A 17,015-nucleotide genomic window follows, 5' to 3' on the forward strand; every position below is an offset into this window, starting at 1 on the left:
AGATTACAGCCATAAAAAAACCCGCCATAAGGCGGGTTTTTAGAATTCTGACTGTTAACTTACAGACTGATAACGTTAGCAGCAGATGGGCCTTTAGCGCCGTCGGTGATTTCAAACTCTACGCGCTGACCTTCAGCCAGAGTTTTGAAGCCGTTGCTCTGGATTGCAGAGAAATGTACGAATACATCTTTGCTGCCATCTTCAGGAGTAATGAAACCGAATCCTTTAGATTCATTAAACCACTTAACGTTACCTTTGATCTTAGACATCTATATTACCTTTACATGAAAAATGGACACTAAACTGTGTCGGGGTCTAGTACAGCAATTGCTGAGGGATTTGTCCAGCATGATTTGATGAAAAAGTGATAAATATCGACATTCTGTACATCCATCACACTTTCCTGCTTTTCGACTTGCGAAACATCGCTCAACGCGTATCAGGCGCAGAGCGGGTATCGGTCGCTAACCTGCTGGAAACGAAACCCTTTTTAATTTTAAGCGGTTACGTTACTGACGTTAAAAAGAAAAATCTGATTAAGATATATTCCTGTTCTTAATGACGTTTACGCCGCTAAAAGGACATTTTTTTTCTATCATCCAGACGGTAAGTCCCATGACCTTAAACCCGTTTTTCTGCTTTTTCAGGCCTGCGTCCTGCCAGTGGCTATTTATTGTACGATAAATCTTAAATTCACTGGCGCAGATCCCGCTCCCTCGCCAAAAAAAATGAGTCGGCTGTGCCATTATCATCAGTCATGGCAGGCTATTCGCGGATATTTTAGCCAACAACTAATAAACACAGATCTGGATCAATGAAATGCTTTTTAGTGGCCGAATGCGCATTTGGCAACAAACAATCAAAAGTATAAGAAACTACTTTTCTTATCGCAGTGCGAAATAATATTGCCGCGCAATAGATAAAGTCCGCTTAACCGGTCAGGCACAGGCATCCGTTAATGCTGAGTAAAAGGAGGGTGAGACACAGGATGGTGATGAAGATACGTTGCGGTCAATGTGGAAGCGCCCGATTCGTTTTTACTGATTACCGCGAGGGCCAGCGAAACTTTCATGGTGCCTGCTGCGCATACTGTAAGAAACCTCTGGGCTCACAGGATCTGCTGCCCAATACGCCGATGGATCCCATTACAGGCGCTCTGTTGGCCAGCCAGAAAACATTGCGGGCACCTGATTAGGTGCCCGCTGTTGCTGAAGCGTTAACAGATATCAGAAAATCAGTTTGAACACCCCTGTCAGGGTCAGTAAGCCAACGATAAAAATGATCGCAATAATCCACAGAATAATTTTCATTTCCTTTCCCCTCACCAATTAAACACTTTTCCTTTAAGCATTATAGACAGGAAAATGCGCCCTGCCGCTTCACTTACGGCTCAACTGGTCATAAGTTCATCAACCCTGAGCTTTATTTAAATTCTGAGATAACGATCGCAACACCACTTTTTAACGGCTCTCTTTCTTCGTTTTACAGAACACTCCTGGCTAAAATTTAGGCGGCAAGGCAGGCCTCAAGAGTGATGAGATTGAAAATGAGTCGCGAGGAGATCTTATGAGCACGATTAATACCAGCATGGGCCGCTACAGCCTCAAGGCAAAAAACAGCGGTAACCACATCAAAGGGACTTTCGCCATCAACGATGAAGGCGGCACGCAGCTCTCTCTGCAGGAGTTTGACGAGCACTACCTTGATGATGTGGTGAATAACGTTATCTACCCCGTTACCGGTGGCAACCGTGACATTGCACACGCGCTGCGGGAACAGATGGTGAAAGCCGGTTTTGAACCGCCTCATTAACGTGGCAGATTCAGACTGAATCTTCTCTGTCAGGCCGCACCTTGCGGCCTTTTTTATGCTGTCTGTCCCGCACATCCCGCCTTTCCGGTTTAACCGGCAACAGGGGCAGCAAGCGCGACGGGATGTTCAAAGCTCAAAGAGGCAGCGGGAGAAACGCGAAAGCGGAGAGCCGCTGGCAGGCTTGCCAGCGGCCAGAGGTTAAATCGCCCAGGAGAGCAGCAGGCAACCCACCAGACCACAGACCGAAATAATGGTTTCCAGCGCCGACCAGGAGCGGATGGTTTCGCCAATCGTCAGGTTGAAATACTCTTTGAACAGCCAGAAGCCCGGGTCATTAACGTGCGAGAAGATCACGCTACCGGACCCTACGGCGATGACCATCAGTTCCGGGCTGGCGCCGCTGGTAACAATCAGCGGTGCCACAATTCCCCCGGCGGTAATGGCCGCTACCGTGGCAGAACCCAGAGCAATACGCAGCACCGCGGCAATCGACCAGGCCATAAAGATTGGCGACAGCTGAGTAGAATGCATCATGCTGGCAATGTATTTATCCACGCCGCTATCCACCAGCACCTGTTTGAAGGCACCACCACCGCCGATGATCAACAACATCATGGCGATGATTTTGATCGAGTCGGTCAGGGTATCCATGACCTGTTCCATCGTGCGGCCGCGATTCAGTCCAAAGGTGAAGATTGCAATCAGCACCGCAATCAGTGTCGCCATCACCGGGTCGCCAAAGAACTCCGCATAGGGCAGCAGCACATGGCCTTTAGGCAGCAGCATCTCTGCCACCGCACGCAGCGCCATCAGCACCACAGGTACCAGTGCCGTCCAGACGCTGACGCCAAACCCCGGCATTTCCGCCTCGGTAAAGGTTTTCGGGTTATAGAGACCCTCAGGAATCGGTTTGTCGATGCCTTTCAGGAAGCGGGCGTAGACCGGACCCGCCAGAATCACCGTAGGAATACCCAGCAGCGTACCAAACAGCAGCGTTTTACCCATGTCAGCGTTAAACAGCGTCGCGATTGCGGTCGGGCCAGGATGCGGCGGAAGAAAGCCGTGCGTCACGGACAGGGCAGCCGCCATTGGCACCCCGACATAGAGCAGCGGCACACGTGCCGACGCCGCAACGCTGAACACCAGCGGCAGCATCAGTACAAAGCCGACTTCATAGAACAGCGCAAATCCGACGATAAAACCGGTCAGCACCAGCGCCCACTGAATATGCTTAGTGCCGAATTTTTCAATCAGGGTGGTGGCAATACGCTGCGCACCGCCGCAGTCGGCCAGCAATTTACCGAGCATGGCACCAAAGCCCATGATCAGCGCCAGGCTGCCCAGCGTGCCACCCACGCCCGCTTTGATTGAGGTAATCACTTTATTAACCGGCATGCCCTGCATCACACCGACCGCCAGCGCCACCAGGATCAGCGCGATAAATCCATTAAGCTTAAAGCGAATCATCAGCAGCAGCAGTAACGCGACGCCAATCGCCACATAGAGTAATGGCATAGCTTTTCTCCACCTTGTGCACTGAACATCATTCAGTGTCGGTTTATTATCATGATCCCCTGAGGGCTACAAAACAGTGCGCTGTAAGATGTTTACACATCCCGACAAACGCTGTTACCGATAACATGTTAAGGGTAACATCAGCAGGAAAGCACCACCCCGCCGGGGGTGAATTTCTGTTTTGCGAAGGTGATCAACTTTTTGCCAATGCGTTATCAGAAAGTTTGCCAGTCGCGGCGCCTTGCTTTTCGTTACACTCAGATTTTAGCGAAATGTAAAAAGGATGCGCTGGTGAGTGAGAACCTGAGTGAGCTGTACAGTAATCAACGAACCCTCTTTGGCCGGGGCAGCCTGGATAAACTGGTACCGCTGCTGGCCGCCCGGTCACAGCCTACCCTGCTGTTTTGTGGACAATCTTTTCTGCAAGGCCCCGCATATGCCCGGCTAAAAGCCGGACTCAACGATCATATTATTGGCTATGAAATTGTCAGTCATGAAGCCTCACCCGCCGAGATCGATGGCTGGGTTGCGCGCTGGCGCGGTCATGTCGATCGGGTCGTCGCGATTGGCGGCGGGAGCGTGCTGGATGCGGCGAAAGCGTTTAGTGCGATGGTACAACATCCGTTGCCAACCGCCCGCTATCTGGAAAAAGTGGGCGACACCGCGGTTCAGCCCATCACGTTGCCGCTGATTGCTATCCCGACTACCGCCGGTACCGGCAGTGAAGTGACGCAAAATGCGGTGGTGACTGATCAGCGTGACATTCAGATAAAAGCGTCACTGCGCCACCCGGTCTTTGTGCCGGAGGTGGCAATTCTCGATGCCGATCTGCTGAAAGGTGCGCCTGACCGGGTGCTGGCAACCTGCGGTATTGATGCGTTTACCCACCTGTTCGAAGCGTATCTCTCCGGCAAAGGCAACCTCTTTACCCGACAGCTGGCGCTGACCGGCCTGCGTCAGTTTGTTCAGGCCTGGCCTGCACTTAATCGTGAGGATGCTGCTGGCGACGCGGCACGGGAAGCGATGATGATGGCGTCGTGGCTGGGCGGTGTCAGTCTCAGCAGTGCGGGTCTGGGGGTGATCCACGGTATTGCAGGGGAACTGGGCGCGATAAAGCCGTTCCATCACGGTGAAGTGTGCGGACGTCTGCTGTTTCCGTTCCTGGATCTGTTGTCCGACAGCGAACAGCCACTGCAGCGTAAGCTGATGGCGGAACTGCACCCGCAGCTCTTCAGCGAAACCACGGACTCACCGGCGCAGTTTCTGAAACAGTGGCTGCAGCAGCAGGCGATCACCCCATTCTGGCAGGATGGCCCTTCACTGAGCCGCGCCGAGGTGGAGTGGATTCTGGCGCGAGCCAACAGCAAAAATTCGCTGGTGAATTACAGCCGCGAACAGATGCAGATGATGATCGCGCAGGCCTGGGAAATCACGGCGTGATCAGGAGCCGCGTTGCCCGCATTCGCTGACCAGGCACAACCGGGCCTGCCAGCCTCGCCCGGCTTTGCTGCTCCTCAGCGCTATCCTTTTGCACCCGCTCTCTGAGCCAGGCGGCTGGCTGAATCACGGCGCTAACCGCCCTGGCTTAATCGCAGCGCCAGGCGGCTAAGCCTGCGTGGCGCTAAAAGGCCCCTCACCTGCCAGCATCTGCTCAATCACCTGCAGCACGCCCTGCTCGTTGTTAGAAGGTGCGGCATAGCGTGCCGCCTGTTTCACCCGCTGTGGCGCGTTGTCCATGGCAAAACTGAAGCCAGACTGTCTGAGCATCTCCAGATCGTTACCGCCATCACCAAAGGCCAGCACCTGGTCGTGCGCGATCCCCCAGCGTTGTGCCAGCAGATCCAGACCGTGCGCTTTATGATTCCCCGGCACGATCAAATCCACCGAGCCGTGACCGCTTGAGGTCGCTGCCACTCGCCCCTGATGCAGACGTTCAATATCCGCCATCAGTGGCTCGATATAGTCATCAGAGAGATTCAGCGCGAACTTAAACAGCCGGTCATGCTGCACCTCATCCAGATGATGAATCGGCTTCAGCCGGTGACAGTAATGGCGCATCTTCTTCAGCCAGTTTTCTTCCATGCCGTCGAAGTACCAGGCGCTCTCCCGGCCACACAGCAGGTAACGCAGACCCGGATAGTCGCCGTTTTGCAGGGTATCGATCACCGCGTCAACATCGCGGCGTTCAAAGGCACCGCAAAACAGTTCCTCATCACGATCGATAATCCATGCGCCGTTTTCGGCTACAAAGGCGATATCGCTGGCGATCTCCGGGAAGAAGGATTTGAGCTGGTAATACTGATTGCCGCTGGCCACCACAAATTTGATGTCACGGGCGGTGAGTTGCTGATAGCAGTCGAGAAAGCGGGATCGATTGTACTGCTTGTTATCGTCCAGAAAGGTGCCATCCATATCTACCGCAACCATCTTAACCGTCGTCATCATGACTCCTTACACAGGGAATTTTCAGCGTGGAGTGTCAGGATAGCCGCTGGCGCAGCAAAACGGAAAGAAAGAGGGATGGCCGCAGCCATCCCCTGGGGATCAGTTCAGGGCGCTGTTCAGCACCAGCGCGGTAATTACCCCGGTTGCAGCAGCAATCAGCACATAGTTGCCGTCGATGTTTGCCCAGTGATAACCGCGCGGCGGTTCACGCAGACCGCGTTCATGCCAGTCGGCTACGCGGTAATGGTCGCCGCGGTACTCTTGCGGGACAGGATGCCCGCGACGGAAGTCGTGTCCCTGCCAGGCGAAATGGTCGCGGTCATTACGTGCCTCTCTGCCCCGACCGTTGTTGTCCTGATCCGGGCGATGATTGACGCTGTCATGACGGTTGTTGCCACGCTCCTGATTCTGGTCAGAACCGCGATTGTCAGCACGATGGTCACCGTTCTGATGCGGCACAGGCTTGCGGTGCGCGTCATCACGATCGTCTGCCCGTGAGGCCTGAGAAAAGAGTGTGCTGCATGTTAAAAGTGAAGCGATAAGCGTTAATGTTGTTTTTTTCATGAAACTGCCTCCGAAAATAACGGCTGTTCAGGCACCGTTGATCGGCATCATGGCAATAATTGTGGCGGGAGACATCTGTAAAAGTCTTAAAATCCGGTAACTTACACACTATTACGCTTGCTTAGCGCTTTCTTAACACAGGACATGCGATGACAACGTTGCTGACGCAATCCAGAGGTTAACCGGGCAACCTGCGCTGTCTGAAAATCACGCTCTGGTTGACGGATGATGGCCGATGAAAAGTCAGGATGCTGAAACGCACCCTGACATTTTTGCGGTTATGGCGTGCTGAGGATCACTGGCGCATCCGGTAACCCGGTAAAGTGCGTCACGATGTGGTGGTAATCAGCCGTCGGGTCCAGATCGCGGAACACTTCCGGATAGAGATCTTTTGCCAGAATTTCCATGCCGATAATGTTGTAAGGGTGATTATAGAAATGGTGATAAACGCCATACACCCGCTTCTGTTTCACCGGTTCGATCTGCTCCAGACCGGTGCGGCTCTGCAGGCGGTTAAAGGTGGCGGTCACGTCGGTCTGACTGGCACCGTAACCAAACGGCAGCACGTTACTGTTCGGGCGTTTAGAGCCGGTCATGATATAGACGTCCGGCTTCATGGCGATAATCTTCTCCAGCGACACAAATCCTGAGCTGCCGGGCAGCAGTGCAGAACCGATATTCTTGCCACCGACCGCTTCCACCAGCGCGCCCCAGCCGTTATGACCGTGGGTAAAGCAGCAGTTGTCGCTGTTACCGGCAATCGGTTCAATAAACACGGTTGGCTTGTGGGGCACCTGCGCAATCTTCTGCTGAAGCATCTGCCAGCGCTGCTGGTAAAAATCGGCGTAGGCTTTCGCCTCGGCTTCGCGATTCAGAACGGTGCCCAGCACTTTCACGCTCTTCAGGGTGTTCTCTTTCGGATGAAGTTCAACATCAAGGAACAGCACCGGGATATGGAGATTTTTCAGGGTGGCGAGCACGCCTGACTGGGTCAGGGCCGGTTTGGCGCGCAGTTGCGCAATCATCAGATCGGGCTGCTTCGCCAGCACGCTCTCCAGATTGACCTGCCCCTGATCGTTAAAGCCCATATCAACAATCGATGCCGCCTGCGGCCAGCGCTGCTTCAGCAGGTCCCAGGTCTGGGTATCCTGCTTTTTCGGCAGGTTGTTCCAGGCAACGACACGCTGAAACGGGTTCTGGCGATCCAGTAATGCCAGCGCCATCACGTCACGCCCATCCTGTAAAATCACATGCTGCGGCTCTTTTTGCAGCGTAATTTTCTGACCATCCATATCGGTCACCGTGACCGGATAGGTGGTAGCCGCACAGGCGGTTGACAGTAAAAGTGTGGTGGCAGCAACTATCCCGATTTTCATTTTTCTCCTGTCCTTTTAGGGAATAATAATTATTCGCGTTAACTCTACCATGCTGATAAGTACCAAATGTAACTATTGCTAACCAGATGCGTCTGAGAGGCGGCATTAACAACGCGGCAGCGGGCTTAAATCAGGGAGCGATATCGCTGAATACGTGGAGGTGCACGGAGAGAATGGCGAAGGGCGGGCAGAATGGCAGGCGCATCCCAGGGGGATTGAGATGCGCCTGTTGCGCTAAGTGTTACTTCACCAGCGAATAGAAGATTGCGGAGATGGCAATCAGTCCGATCAGCACGACAAACAGATTGCTGATGTGACCGCTGTACTTCCGCATCGCGGGGACCTTCTGGATAGCGTACATCGGCATCAGGAACAGAATCATCGCAATGACCGGCCCGCCAAGCGTCTCAATCATGCCGAGAATATTGGGATCCAGCGTTGCCACCAGCCAGGTCGTCAGCAGCATAAAGAGTCCGGTCAGGCGATTCAGTCTGGCGGGCGCGATGGTTTTGCCGCGACTGCGCAGCGCCTTATTAACCATGCCGTTAAATCCTTCGCGCGCGCCAAGATAGTGACCGAGAAACGATTTCGTGATCGCCACAATGGCAATCAGCGGTCCCAGCCAGGCGATCATCGGCACCTTAAAATGGTTCGCCAGATAGGAAAGAATGGTGATGTTCTGCGCCTTGGCGGCGTGTAAATCTTCAGGCGACAGGCTCAGCACGCAGCTGAAGACAAAGAACATCACCGTCACCACCATCATCAGGTGCGAGCAGGCCAGAATGCGCGAACACTTTTTCTCTGCGGCATCGCCATACTCTTCCCGCTTTGCCAGCGCGAATGAGGAGATAATCGGCGAGTGATTAAAGGAGAAGACCATCACCGGAATCGCCAGCCACAGCGTCATCCACAGGCTGCTGCCCGCGGGCTGAACGTTCAGGGTCGAAAGCACAGCGCCGTGCCAGTGCGGGATCAGATAGCAGGCCATCAGCATCAGCACCGCCACAAAGGGATAAACCAGCACGCTCATCGCTTTGACAATCATCTTCTCGCCGAAACGCACAATGGTCATCAGTCCGACAATCAGCAGCAGCGACAGCAGCACACGCGGTGGCGGCACCAGGCCGAGCTGATTCACCATCAGGCTCTCAACCGTGTTGGTGATCGCTACGCTGTACATCAGCAGAATCGGGTAGATAGCGAAGAAATAGAGCAGCGTAATCAGCTTGCCCGCACCAACACCAAAATGCTCCTCGACCACCTCGGTGATATCCCCGGCCGGATTTTTACCGGAGAGAACGAATCGGGTCAGGGCGCGGTGCGCAAAAAAGGTCAGCGGAAACGCCAGTATCGCCATGATGATCAGCGGGATCAGCCCGCCGACGCCAGCATTGATAGGCAGGAACAGCACACCCGCCCCAATCGCCGTGCCGTATAAACCCAGCATCCACATGGTGTCGGTTTTACGCCATCCTGTATCGACGTCACTCTCAAGCGCGCCCAGCGTGCCAGTTTGCGTGGTTTTCATCAGATCTTCCGTTTTAAAAGCCGCCAGTAACCTGAGCCGTCAGGCAGGCAAATGTCCGCCCCACTCTGCGCCTCAGCTGCAACCGGATCAGTCAACGTGATGCTGACCCGCCCGTGCATAGGTAATCGATTGCGTGCGCCACTTTTTACACTACCTGACGATAAAAGTTCAAGCCGTGCAGATAAACACGCATGGATTGCTGAAAAAACCGTCAGGTTGTGCAAAGTGACTGCGCGGCGATCATGCCATCTTTGTGGCAGTTTTACCGCCCCTAAAAAGGTGATCCCTGTAACGGTTCAGCGCAACGGGCTACGCTTAAACAGATTCTGTCGCGATCACGCCGACAGGTGCACTGGAGAAGAGAATGAAAATTGCCTGCCTCGGATGGGGATCGTTAATCTGGAAAGCTGGCGCACTGCCGGTGGCCAGTCAGTGGCATCATGATGGTCCTGAGCTACCGATTGAGTTTGTGCGCATCGCTGACGGCGGCGAGCTGTCGACCGCGATCTGCCTTAACGCCAGCCCGGTGGCGGTGTACTGGGCCTGGCTGAATACCGCCTCACTTGAGACCGCCTGCCGCGCATTGCGCCTCCGTGAGGCCATTCCGGACAGCCGTATCGATGGCATCGGGATGATGACGGTGACAGCGACCTCAGCGGGACCACTGGCAGAGTGGGCTAAGACCAAAGGCATAGAAGGTCTGATCTGGACCGGTCTGCCTGCCCGCATGGCGGGTGTTGAAGGCCAGATCCCGACGCTGGACGACGCGCGGCACTATCTGCAGCAACTCACCGGTGAAACGCGTGAGCATGCCTGGCACTACATCGAACAGGTTCCGGCACAAATCGACACGGTTTATCGTCGTGCGTTTGCCGACCTCGCTCTCTGGCAACCCGAAACCCGAGCCGTGACGGTCGCCACAACGCAGGTGCAGCCGCCCTGTCAGCCCGGCTGAAACTGACCAGCCGGCTGCACCGCTCTGCTTACTCCTTAAAGGATTACTACACTTCAGGCAGGTTTCGATTTCAGGTTTCCTGAGTCTTTCCCGTGCGTGGCCACGCCTTCTGGTCTGGCCGCCGTCCCTAATCATCAGGAGATGAAGAGATGAAAGCATTAACTTATCACGGCCCCCATAAAGTCAGCGTCGATAACGTTCCCGATCCCGGTCTGGAAGCCGCAGATGACATTATTCTGCGTGTGACCGCCACCGCTATTTGCGGTTCAGACCTGCACCTTTACCGCGGCAAAATCCCCGGTACCGGGCACGGAGATATCTTTGGTCATGAGTTTATGGGCGAAGTGGTTGAAGCAGGCAGCGGAGTGACCGCCGTGGCCAAAGGCGATCGGGTGGTGATCCCGTTTGTTATCGCCTGTGGCGACTGTTTTTTCTGCCTGATGAGCCAGTATGCTGCCTGTGAAAATACCAACAGCGGACGGGGTGCCATCCTGAACCGGAAAAACATCACGCCGCCCGCGGCCCTGTTTGGTTTCAGCAAACTCTATGGCGGTGTGCCCGGTGGACAGGCGGAATATGTCCGGGTGCCGAAAGCCAATACCGGCCCGTTTAAAGTGCCGTCGGTACTGTCGGATGAGAAAGTGCTGTTCCTGTCAGACATTCTGCCCACCGCGTGGCAGGCGGTGAAAAACGCCGAGGTGAAACCCGGCTCCAGCCTGGCGATTTTCGGTGCCGGACCGGTTGGCCTGCTCAGTGCCGCCTGCGCCCGACAGCAGGGTGCCGAACAGATCTACATGATCGACCACAACAACTACCGCTTAAACTTTGCCCGCGAGCGCTACGGTGTTATCCCGATTAACTTTGATGAGATCGATGACCCGGCCGGCTGGATTATCGAACACAGCACCGGCAATCGCGGTGTGGATGCAGTGATTGATGCAGTAGGATTCGAGGCAAAAGGCAGCATGACCGAAACCGTGCTCACCAATCTCAAACTGGAAGGCAGCAGCGGTAAAGCTTTGCGTCAGTGTATTGCCGCAGTGCGGCGTGGCGGTATCGTCAGCGTGCCGGGCGTCTACGCCGGATTCATTCACGGCTTCCTGTTTGGTGACGCCTTTGACAAAGGGCTGACCTTTAAGATGGGACAGACCCACGTACACGCTTATCTGCCCGACCTGCTGAAGCTGATCGAACAGGGCCATCTGACGCCGGAAGAGATTGTGACCCACCATCTGCCGCTGGAAGATGCTGCGCGTGGCTACGATATTTTCGCCAAACGCGAAGAGGAGTGCCGCAAGGTGATTCTGGTGCCTGGCATGGCAGCGACACAGGCCACAATATAATTTCACAACGGGTCTGAAACGCTTAACCCCTGGCTCCCCGGCTATTCTCCGCCGGGGAGCTCATCTCAGAACGGCTTGCGTTGCAGGCTGCTTCGCCACTCCCGCCTCTCCAGCAGATGTTCATCCGGCGAATCCGCCGTATCAACCTGACTGCCCTGCTCCAGCCATCGCGCACTGCGTGAATGGGGATGACTTTCGCTGATCACCTGTTGTGAAAACGCGCCAAACGATAACAGCAAAAACAGTAATGCACTGGCCAGCCTCACTTTCATACGCACACCTCTTTGGTAACGGTGCCGCTATGCTGCCCGAAGGGTTTTCATTTTCTGTCAGTAACAGGCAAAGTTATGTGGTAAGCGGAGACAAGGCACAACCGGTTTAACTGCTGTTTAGCCCGATTTGCTGATCTCGTTAATGCAACCGACGCACGGTCAGTGCCGCGGACCAGCGCTGTCGCTGACAGCGCGGGCAGACAGCCTGCTGCTCAGCCTCAACGATCTGCGTCTGGCCGCAATGGGTGCAGGCATAGAGCGCGCTGACCGGTACAGTGCTGTAATCCTGCCGGTGCTCAGGGGGCAGTACGCTTAACCCGGCGCGCATCTCATCGTCATCGTAGAAATAGAGGCTGAGCTGACCATCGACCTCCACCAGCGCCAGCCGGATCTGCCCCAGATGCTCCACACCACTCTGCCGTAACTCCATATAAAACTCATCTTCAGAAATATTCAGACGATCCAGACTCTCCAGCACATACAATCCCTCTTTAATCAGGGTAATCACGTCTCCCTGAATAAGCCGTGAAAAGCGCGGGCTGTGCGCCGTCAGCCAGGTCGTGAAGCGGTAGAGCGCCAGCAGGACTACAAACACCATAATGACCGGCAGCACCGGCACATCATCGTAAAATGTCACATCACCGGACGCGGAACCCAGCGTCAGGATCACCACCAACTCGAACAACGACAGCTGGCGCACGCCGCGTCGTCCTGAGACTTTCAGAAAGGTGAACACCACCAGATAAGCGATCATGACCCGTACCACCACCTCAAACAAAAAGGTGGCCGGTTGATCGTTAAGTAAGAAACGGTGCCAGTCGAATGAGAACATAGCCTGTAAAACATCCTGTTTTAGGGGGCGCGCATCGTCGCATCACCCGTTGATGACCCGCAGATTCAGGCCAGTGATAAGTAAATCTTGTCGCCAGCCCGCCAAAAGGCAAGCGAAGCTGTAACGCGAAAGTGGGCGAGTCTGACCTCTCTGCATGTTGAGGAAAAGGTTAACAAAGCTGAAAATGGCACTGACACTATTCACGCTACGCTTATCGGGCCGTTCGCAAAACCGCATGCTAAAACTTCCTGTTTCTTGCTGGATAATTTTTACCGCTGCGCTTTTTTCTTTTACTTCAATAAATTGCGAACCAAACCTTACTGCCTATACTTTCCAGTAAGGCTTCCGCAAATCCTTTCAACATCCAGAGAAGCCAGCCTTTTTCTGCCGATAGCGTCACTGGCCTATACCTGCTATCTCACTCGTCCACACCGCGACAGGCCCTGATGCCTGCAACTCAGTGTCTGTGGCTTATGGCATGGATCGCCCGTCCGTTCAGAGTGGTCAGATCGATCAGTCTGCAATGCATACCCTGACGCCCTGACCCGTTTCACGACGGCTCGTCAGCGGGAAGCGTGTTGCTTTTTTTCGGGAGATGCCATGACGCCCTTTTCCAGTTTCTGGCAGGCCGGCTACGAAGGTGCCGATCATATCAATCCTGCCGGCCTTGCGCTGTCGATGAACGATCTTAACCAGCATCAGGCGCGTGCAGCAGAAGATTATGCCGCGCTGGCCCCCTTTTCCATTCGCACAGTGCGCGAAAGCGTCGGCTGGCGGTTATGTGAGCACGATGGCCGCTATGACTTCTCGACGGTCGCGGCCCGGATGCAGGCCGCAGAGCAGCAGGGCATTCAGCTGAGCTGGACAATCTGCCACTACGGCTGGCCCGCTGGCGTCAGCCTGTTTGACCACGACTTTGTCAGCCGTTTCGCCGCCTTCTGTGGCGCACTGGCCCGCTTCCTGGCCCCCTGGTATCAGCAGGCGCCAGTCTACTCTCCGATGAATGAGATCTCCTTTGTCAGCTGGGGTATCTCGGTAGGGCTGTTCACCTGTGAGGCGATCCCTGAAGCGGATCGGGCGGATGCCGCCAAGCAGCAGCTGGTGCGCGCTACGCTGGCAGCCTGTGATGCCATCTGGCTGGCCGATCCGCGAGCCCGTCTGCTGCACTGTGATCCACTGATCCATATCGTGCCCGATCCCGCCGATCCGGCCAGCGACGTGCTGGCACGTGAGATGTGTGACACCCAGTATCAGGCATGGGACATGCTGAGCGGCAGGCGCAACCCGGAACTGGGCGGCGCCCCACGCTATCTCGATCTGATTGGCGTGAATTACTACCACGACAATCAGTGGGAGCAGGGATCAAACCGGCGGCTTTACTGGCATCTGGGCGACAGCCGACGCCTGCCGCTGCATCGGATGCTGCAGCAGGTCTGGCAGCGTTATCAGCGGCCACTGCTGCTGGCGGAAACCAGCCACGTCGGCAGCGGACGCGGAAGCTGGATCCTTGAGATCGCCGCGCAGGTTGCGCAGGCGCAACTGGCAGGCGTTGAGCTGCACGGCATCTGCCTCTATCCGATCCTCGATCGTCCCTTATGGGAGGAGACGACTTTCTGGACCCGCAGCGGTTTGTGGGATCTCGATCTGCTGGGGGCCGATCCCTATGCCCGCCAGCTACAGCAGCCTTATGCCGACGCATTACGTCAGGCGCAGCGCTTTTTGCAGCACATCCACTCCTCAAAACACCCCTGTCAGGAGCACACTATGAAACCACCTGTTCTCATCGTTTTCAGCCATTTACGCTGGGGATTTGTTTTTCAGCGTCCGCAGCAGCTACTGACACGACTGGCACAGCACTATCGCGTGCTGTTTGTCGAAGAGCCGATCTGGCAGGCGGGGCCACAGGGCCTGCATCAGAGCTCGCCTGCCGCTAACATCACGGTGATCCAGCCGCATACCGACAGCGACTCGCCTGGTTTCCACGACAGCCAGATCGCCCCGCTGCTGCTGTTGCTGACGCCGCTGCTGGAGGAAGATGAACAGCCGCTGATCTGGTTCTATACGCCGATGGCGCTGCCGTTGCTGACCCCTTTTAATCCGTCACTGGTGATTTACGACTGCATGGATGAGCTTTCCGCTTTTCAGAATGCACCGCGCCAGCTGCAGCAGCGCGAATCCGCGCTGATGACCCGCGCCGATCTGGTCTTTACCGGCGGCACCAGCCTCTATGAAGCGAAGCGTGACAAACATCCTCAGGTTTACTGCTTTCCCAGCAGCGTTGATGCTATTCATTTTGAGCAGGCGCGCGATCGCAGCAATCGTCATCCGATGCAGGATGCGATTCCGGCACAGCGTCTTGGCTATTACGGCGTGCTGGATGAGCGCATAGACCTGCCGCTGATTGCGGCGCTGGCGGACAGCCACCCCGAGTGGCAGATTATTATGGTCGGGCCGGTGGTAAAAATTGATCCCGCCAGCCTGCCGCAGCGCGACAATATTCACTGGCTCGGCCAGCAGCCCTATCAGGCGCTGCCGCAGTTTCTGGCGGGCTGGGATGTCTGTCTGATGCCGTTTGCCATCAATGCCTCGACCCGCTTCATCTCACCGACCAAGGTGCTGGAGTATATGGCGGCGCAGCTGCCGATTGTCAGTACCGCGATTATTGACGTAGCGCGGCATTACGCAGAGGAAGTGGCGGTGGCAGAGAGCCCCGCTGAATTTATTGCCGCCTGTGAACAGGCGATGGCGATTGGTGCCGCAGAACGGCTGGCGCTGGCGGGACGGATGCAGGCAAAGGTCGATGCCACCTCATGGGATCGCACCGCTGAACAGATTCATGGACTGATCCAGCAGGCGCTGACGCAGCGTCAGCCCGCACTAAGGTCGGCCAGCCAGGGCAGCGCGCAGGCGAATATCACGCCGTTAACCCCATTGATGCTGGAGAGTGAAGCTGTGCCCTGCCTGATTATCGGAGCCGGGCCAACCGGGCTGAGCGCCGGTTATCACTATGGCGAAGGCGCAGTGTTACTGGAGAAAAATGCCACGCCTGGCGGCTGGTGCCGCTCGATTGACGATCAGGGTTTTACCTTCGACTATGCCGGTCACATTATGTTCTCGCAGGACCCGTACGTCTTGCAGCTGTATGAGATGTTGCTGGGCGACAACCTGCACTGGCAGGCGCGTGAAGCCTGGGTCTACAGCGACGGCGTTTATACCCGCTATCCCTTCCAGTCCGCGCTACACGGCTTGCCGGTCGAGGTGGTAAAAGAGTGCGTGCTGGGCGCTATCGAGGCGCGTTATGGCGAAACGGCCGCCGCCGCGGTGCCACTGGATCGGGCGCGGGCACGGCGGGACTGCTGCGCAGATGGCGCGATCCCCGATGAGGGCAGCAGCACAGGCGTGGTGGAAGGCGAAGAGGATTTCCAGCACTTCATTATGCGCACCTGGGGCAAAGGCATCGCGCGTCACTTTGCCCTGCCCTACAACCAGAAACTGTGGAAGGTGCCGCTGACCGACATGGAAACTTCATGGCTGGGCGGACGCGTACCGCTGCCCGATCTGGCGCAGATCATTGATGGCGCGCTGCAACCGCTGGCGAAGCCGGTTGGCCCCAACGCCCGTTTCGGCTATCCGCTGCGCGGTGGTTTCCAGGCGCTGATGTCCGGCTTTTTGCCGCACCTGAAATGTACGCTGGAAACGGATGCCACCCTGACCCGCCTCTACCCGCAGGCGCACGTCGCGCTGCTGGCGGATGGCCGCCACTACCGTTATGAACAATTGATCAGCACCATGCCGCTGCCGGAGCTGATTAAACTGATGGGCGATGAAGTGCCGGATAGTGTGCAACGGGCGGCGCAGCAGTTGCAGTTTGTCTCGGTGCGCTGCGTTAATCTGGGGATTGGCCGCGCTGACCTGACCGAAAAGCACTGGATTTACTATCCTGGTGATACGCTGTTTCACCGCATCTTTGTGCAGGGCAATGCGAGTCCGCACTGCAACCCGCCGGGCGGTTTCGGCTTAACCTGCGAAATTACCTATAACGCGGCCAATCCGCTGCCGCTGGCGGGGGATGCGCTGATTGAGCGCTGCCGTCAGGATTGCATCAGAGTTGGCATGATCACCGCGGACGATCCGCTGCTCTGTGCCTCAGAAGTCGATATGCCCTACGCCTACGTGGTCTATGACCATGCGCGCAGCGCTAACGTGGCGCTGATCCGCCAGTGGCTGCTGACCCAGGACATTCATCTGTCAGGCCGCTACAGCGAGTGGGAATATTACAACTCGGATCACGCCTTCCTTGCCGGTAAACGCGCCGCCGAAAATGTCCGGCTGCAGCATGTCAGCGAACGGACGCTCGGCTGACCCGGCGCAGT

14 protein-coding genes are annotated in these 17,015 nt (G+C 55.9%); 5 read left to right on the top strand and 9 right to left on the bottom strand.

The window, feature by feature from the left end; translation table 11 throughout:
* Positions 1–59: 59 nt before the first annotated feature.
* Both cspE and ACXKZD_RS14215 read right to left on the bottom strand, forming a co-directional pair.
* Positions 60–269 carry a transcription antiterminator/RNA stability regulator CspE gene (gene cspE, locus ACXKZD_RS14210; RefSeq protein WP_006118399.1) on the bottom strand — a complete coding sequence of 70 codons (210 nt, stop codon included), beginning with the start codon at positions 267–269 and terminating at the stop codon, positions 60–62.
* A gap of 957 nt (positions 270–1,226) precedes the next feature.
* Positions 1,227–1,310 carry a small membrane protein YohP gene (locus ACXKZD_RS14215; RefSeq protein WP_019105993.1) on the bottom strand — a complete coding sequence of 28 codons (84 nt, stop codon included), beginning with the start codon at positions 1,308–1,310 and terminating at the stop codon, positions 1,227–1,229.
* Between the two features lie 256 nt (positions 1,311–1,566).
* Here ACXKZD_RS14215 and ACXKZD_RS14220 point away from each other — a divergent pair, with 256 nt between their 5' ends.
* A complete protein-coding gene (locus ACXKZD_RS14220; RefSeq protein WP_010258994.1) occupies positions 1,567–1,812 on the top strand; it encodes a hypothetical protein in 246 nt (81 codons plus the stop codon).
* Between the two features lie 198 nt (positions 1,813–2,010).
* On the opposite strand, the gene gntT is transcribed toward ACXKZD_RS14220, so the two are convergent.
* On the bottom strand, positions 2,011–3,327 hold the full coding sequence (gntT, locus tag ACXKZD_RS14225) for a gluconate transporter (protein ID WP_010258995.1): 1,317 nt from the start codon (positions 3,325–3,327) through the stop codon (positions 2,011–2,013).
* A gap of 291 nt (positions 3,328–3,618) precedes the next feature.
* Between gntT and ACXKZD_RS14230 the strand changes: the two genes are divergently transcribed.
* Positions 3,619–4,767, top strand: coding sequence for an iron-containing alcohol dehydrogenase (locus tag ACXKZD_RS14230; RefSeq protein WP_033756949.1), 1,149 nt, complete (start codon positions 3,619–3,621; stop codon positions 4,765–4,767).
* Positions 4,768–4,932: 165 nt separating this feature from the next.
* On the opposite strand, the gene ACXKZD_RS14235 is transcribed toward ACXKZD_RS14230, so the two are convergent.
* The 4 genes from ACXKZD_RS14235 to ACXKZD_RS14250 all read right to left on the bottom strand — a co-directional run bounded on the left by ACXKZD_RS14235 (position 4,933) and on the right by ACXKZD_RS14250 (position 9,240).
* On the bottom strand, positions 4,933–5,769 hold the full coding sequence (locus ACXKZD_RS14235; RefSeq protein WP_033756869.1) for a Cof-type HAD-IIB family hydrolase: 837 nt from the start codon (positions 5,767–5,769) through the stop codon (positions 4,933–4,935).
* A gap of 102 nt (positions 5,770–5,871) precedes the next feature.
* Complete coding sequence (locus ACXKZD_RS14240; RefSeq protein WP_033756867.1) at positions 5,872–6,336, bottom strand: RcnB family protein; 465 nt, start codon at positions 6,334–6,336, stop codon at positions 5,872–5,874.
* A 278-nt stretch (positions 6,337–6,614) separates the two neighbouring features.
* Positions 6,615–7,712: an ABC transporter substrate-binding protein gene (locus ACXKZD_RS14245; protein ID WP_033756865.1), complete on the bottom strand. Its 1,098-nt coding sequence runs from the start codon at positions 7,710–7,712 to the stop codon at positions 6,615–6,617.
* A 241-nt stretch (positions 7,713–7,953) separates the two neighbouring features.
* Positions 7,954–9,240, bottom strand: coding sequence for an HAAAP family serine/threonine permease (locus ACXKZD_RS14250; RefSeq protein WP_010671264.1), 1,287 nt, complete (start codon positions 9,238–9,240; stop codon positions 7,954–7,956).
* 364 nt (positions 9,241–9,604) lie between these two features.
* Here ACXKZD_RS14250 and ACXKZD_RS14255 point away from each other — a divergent pair, with 364 nt between their 5' ends.
* Both ACXKZD_RS14255 and ACXKZD_RS14260 read left to right on the top strand, forming a co-directional pair.
* A complete protein-coding gene (locus ACXKZD_RS14255; RefSeq protein WP_033756863.1) occupies positions 9,605–10,195 on the top strand; it encodes a hypothetical protein in 591 nt (196 codons plus the stop codon).
* A 149-nt stretch (positions 10,196–10,344) separates the two neighbouring features.
* Positions 10,345–11,538 (top strand): zinc-dependent alcohol dehydrogenase, encoded by a 1,194-nt coding sequence (locus tag ACXKZD_RS14260; protein ID WP_033756861.1) that lies wholly within the window; start codon positions 10,345–10,347, stop codon positions 11,536–11,538.
* Between the two features lie 65 nt (positions 11,539–11,603).
* Here ACXKZD_RS14260 and ACXKZD_RS14265 read toward each other — a convergent pair whose 3' ends face one another.
* Together ACXKZD_RS14265 and ACXKZD_RS14270 are read right to left on the bottom strand one after the other, a co-directional pair.
* Positions 11,604–11,810 (bottom strand): hypothetical protein, encoded by a 207-nt coding sequence (locus ACXKZD_RS14265; RefSeq protein WP_010259007.1) that lies wholly within the window; start codon positions 11,808–11,810, stop codon positions 11,604–11,606.
* 139 nt (positions 11,811–11,949) lie between these two features.
* Entirely contained in the window at positions 11,950–12,642 is a 693-nt protein-coding gene (locus ACXKZD_RS14270) for a DUF421 domain-containing protein (RefSeq protein WP_052271545.1), read from the bottom strand.
* A 600-nt stretch (positions 12,643–13,242) separates the two neighbouring features.
* Between ACXKZD_RS14270 and ACXKZD_RS14275 the strand changes: the two genes are divergently transcribed.
* The gene (locus ACXKZD_RS14275) at positions 13,243–17,004 is read left to right on the top strand and encodes an NAD(P)-binding protein (RefSeq protein ID WP_488981690.1); all 3,762 of its coding nucleotides are present in this window, start codon (positions 13,243–13,245) and stop codon (positions 17,002–17,004) included.
* Positions 17,005–17,015 lie beyond the last annotated feature (11 nt).

The sequence above is a fragment of the Pantoea sp. ABR1s genome (assembly GCF_057812235.1).

What these genes read in the sequence shown, in the direction of transcription:
- cspE (WP_006118399.1), bottom strand. Translation starts at nt 269, where the DNA reads ATGTCTAAGATCAAAGGTAACGTTAAGTGGTTTAATGAATCTAAAGGA.
- ACXKZD_RS14215 (WP_019105993.1), bottom strand. Translation starts at nt 1,310, where the DNA reads ATGAAAATTATTCTGTGGATTATTGCGATCATTTTTATCGTTGGCTTA.
- ACXKZD_RS14220 (WP_010258994.1), top strand. Translation starts at nt 1,567, where the DNA reads ATGAGCACGATTAATACCAGCATGGGCCGCTACAGCCTCAAGGCAAAA.
- gntT (WP_010258995.1), bottom strand. Translation starts at nt 3,327, where the DNA reads ATGCCATTACTCTATGTGGCGATTGGCGTCGCGTTACTGCTGCTGCTG.
- ACXKZD_RS14235 (WP_033756869.1), bottom strand. Translation starts at nt 5,769, where the DNA reads ATGACGACGGTTAAGATGGTTGCGGTAGATATGGATGGCACCTTTCTG.
- ACXKZD_RS14240 (WP_033756867.1), bottom strand. Translation starts at nt 6,336, where the DNA reads ATGAAAAAAACAACATTAACGCTTATCGCTTCACTTTTAACATGCAGC.
- ACXKZD_RS14245 (WP_033756865.1), bottom strand. Translation starts at nt 7,712, where the DNA reads ATGAAAATCGGGATAGTTGCTGCCACCACACTTTTACTGTCAACCGCC.
- ACXKZD_RS14250 (WP_010671264.1), bottom strand. Translation starts at nt 9,240, where the DNA reads ATGAAAACCACGCAAACTGGCACGCTGGGCGCGCTTGAGAGTGACGTC.
- ACXKZD_RS14255 (WP_033756863.1), top strand. Translation starts at nt 9,605, where the DNA reads ATGAAAATTGCCTGCCTCGGATGGGGATCGTTAATCTGGAAAGCTGGC.
- ACXKZD_RS14260 (WP_033756861.1), top strand. Translation starts at nt 10,345, where the DNA reads ATGAAAGCATTAACTTATCACGGCCCCCATAAAGTCAGCGTCGATAAC.
- ACXKZD_RS14265 (WP_010259007.1), bottom strand. Translation starts at nt 11,810, where the DNA reads ATGAAAGTGAGGCTGGCCAGTGCATTACTGTTTTTGCTGTTATCGTTT.
- ACXKZD_RS14270 (WP_052271545.1), bottom strand. Translation starts at nt 12,642, where the DNA reads ATGTTCTCATTCGACTGGCACCGTTTCTTACTTAACGATCAACCGGCC.
- ACXKZD_RS14275 (WP_488981690.1), top strand. Translation starts at nt 13,243, where the DNA reads ATGACGCCCTTTTCCAGTTTCTGGCAGGCCGGCTACGAAGGTGCCGAT.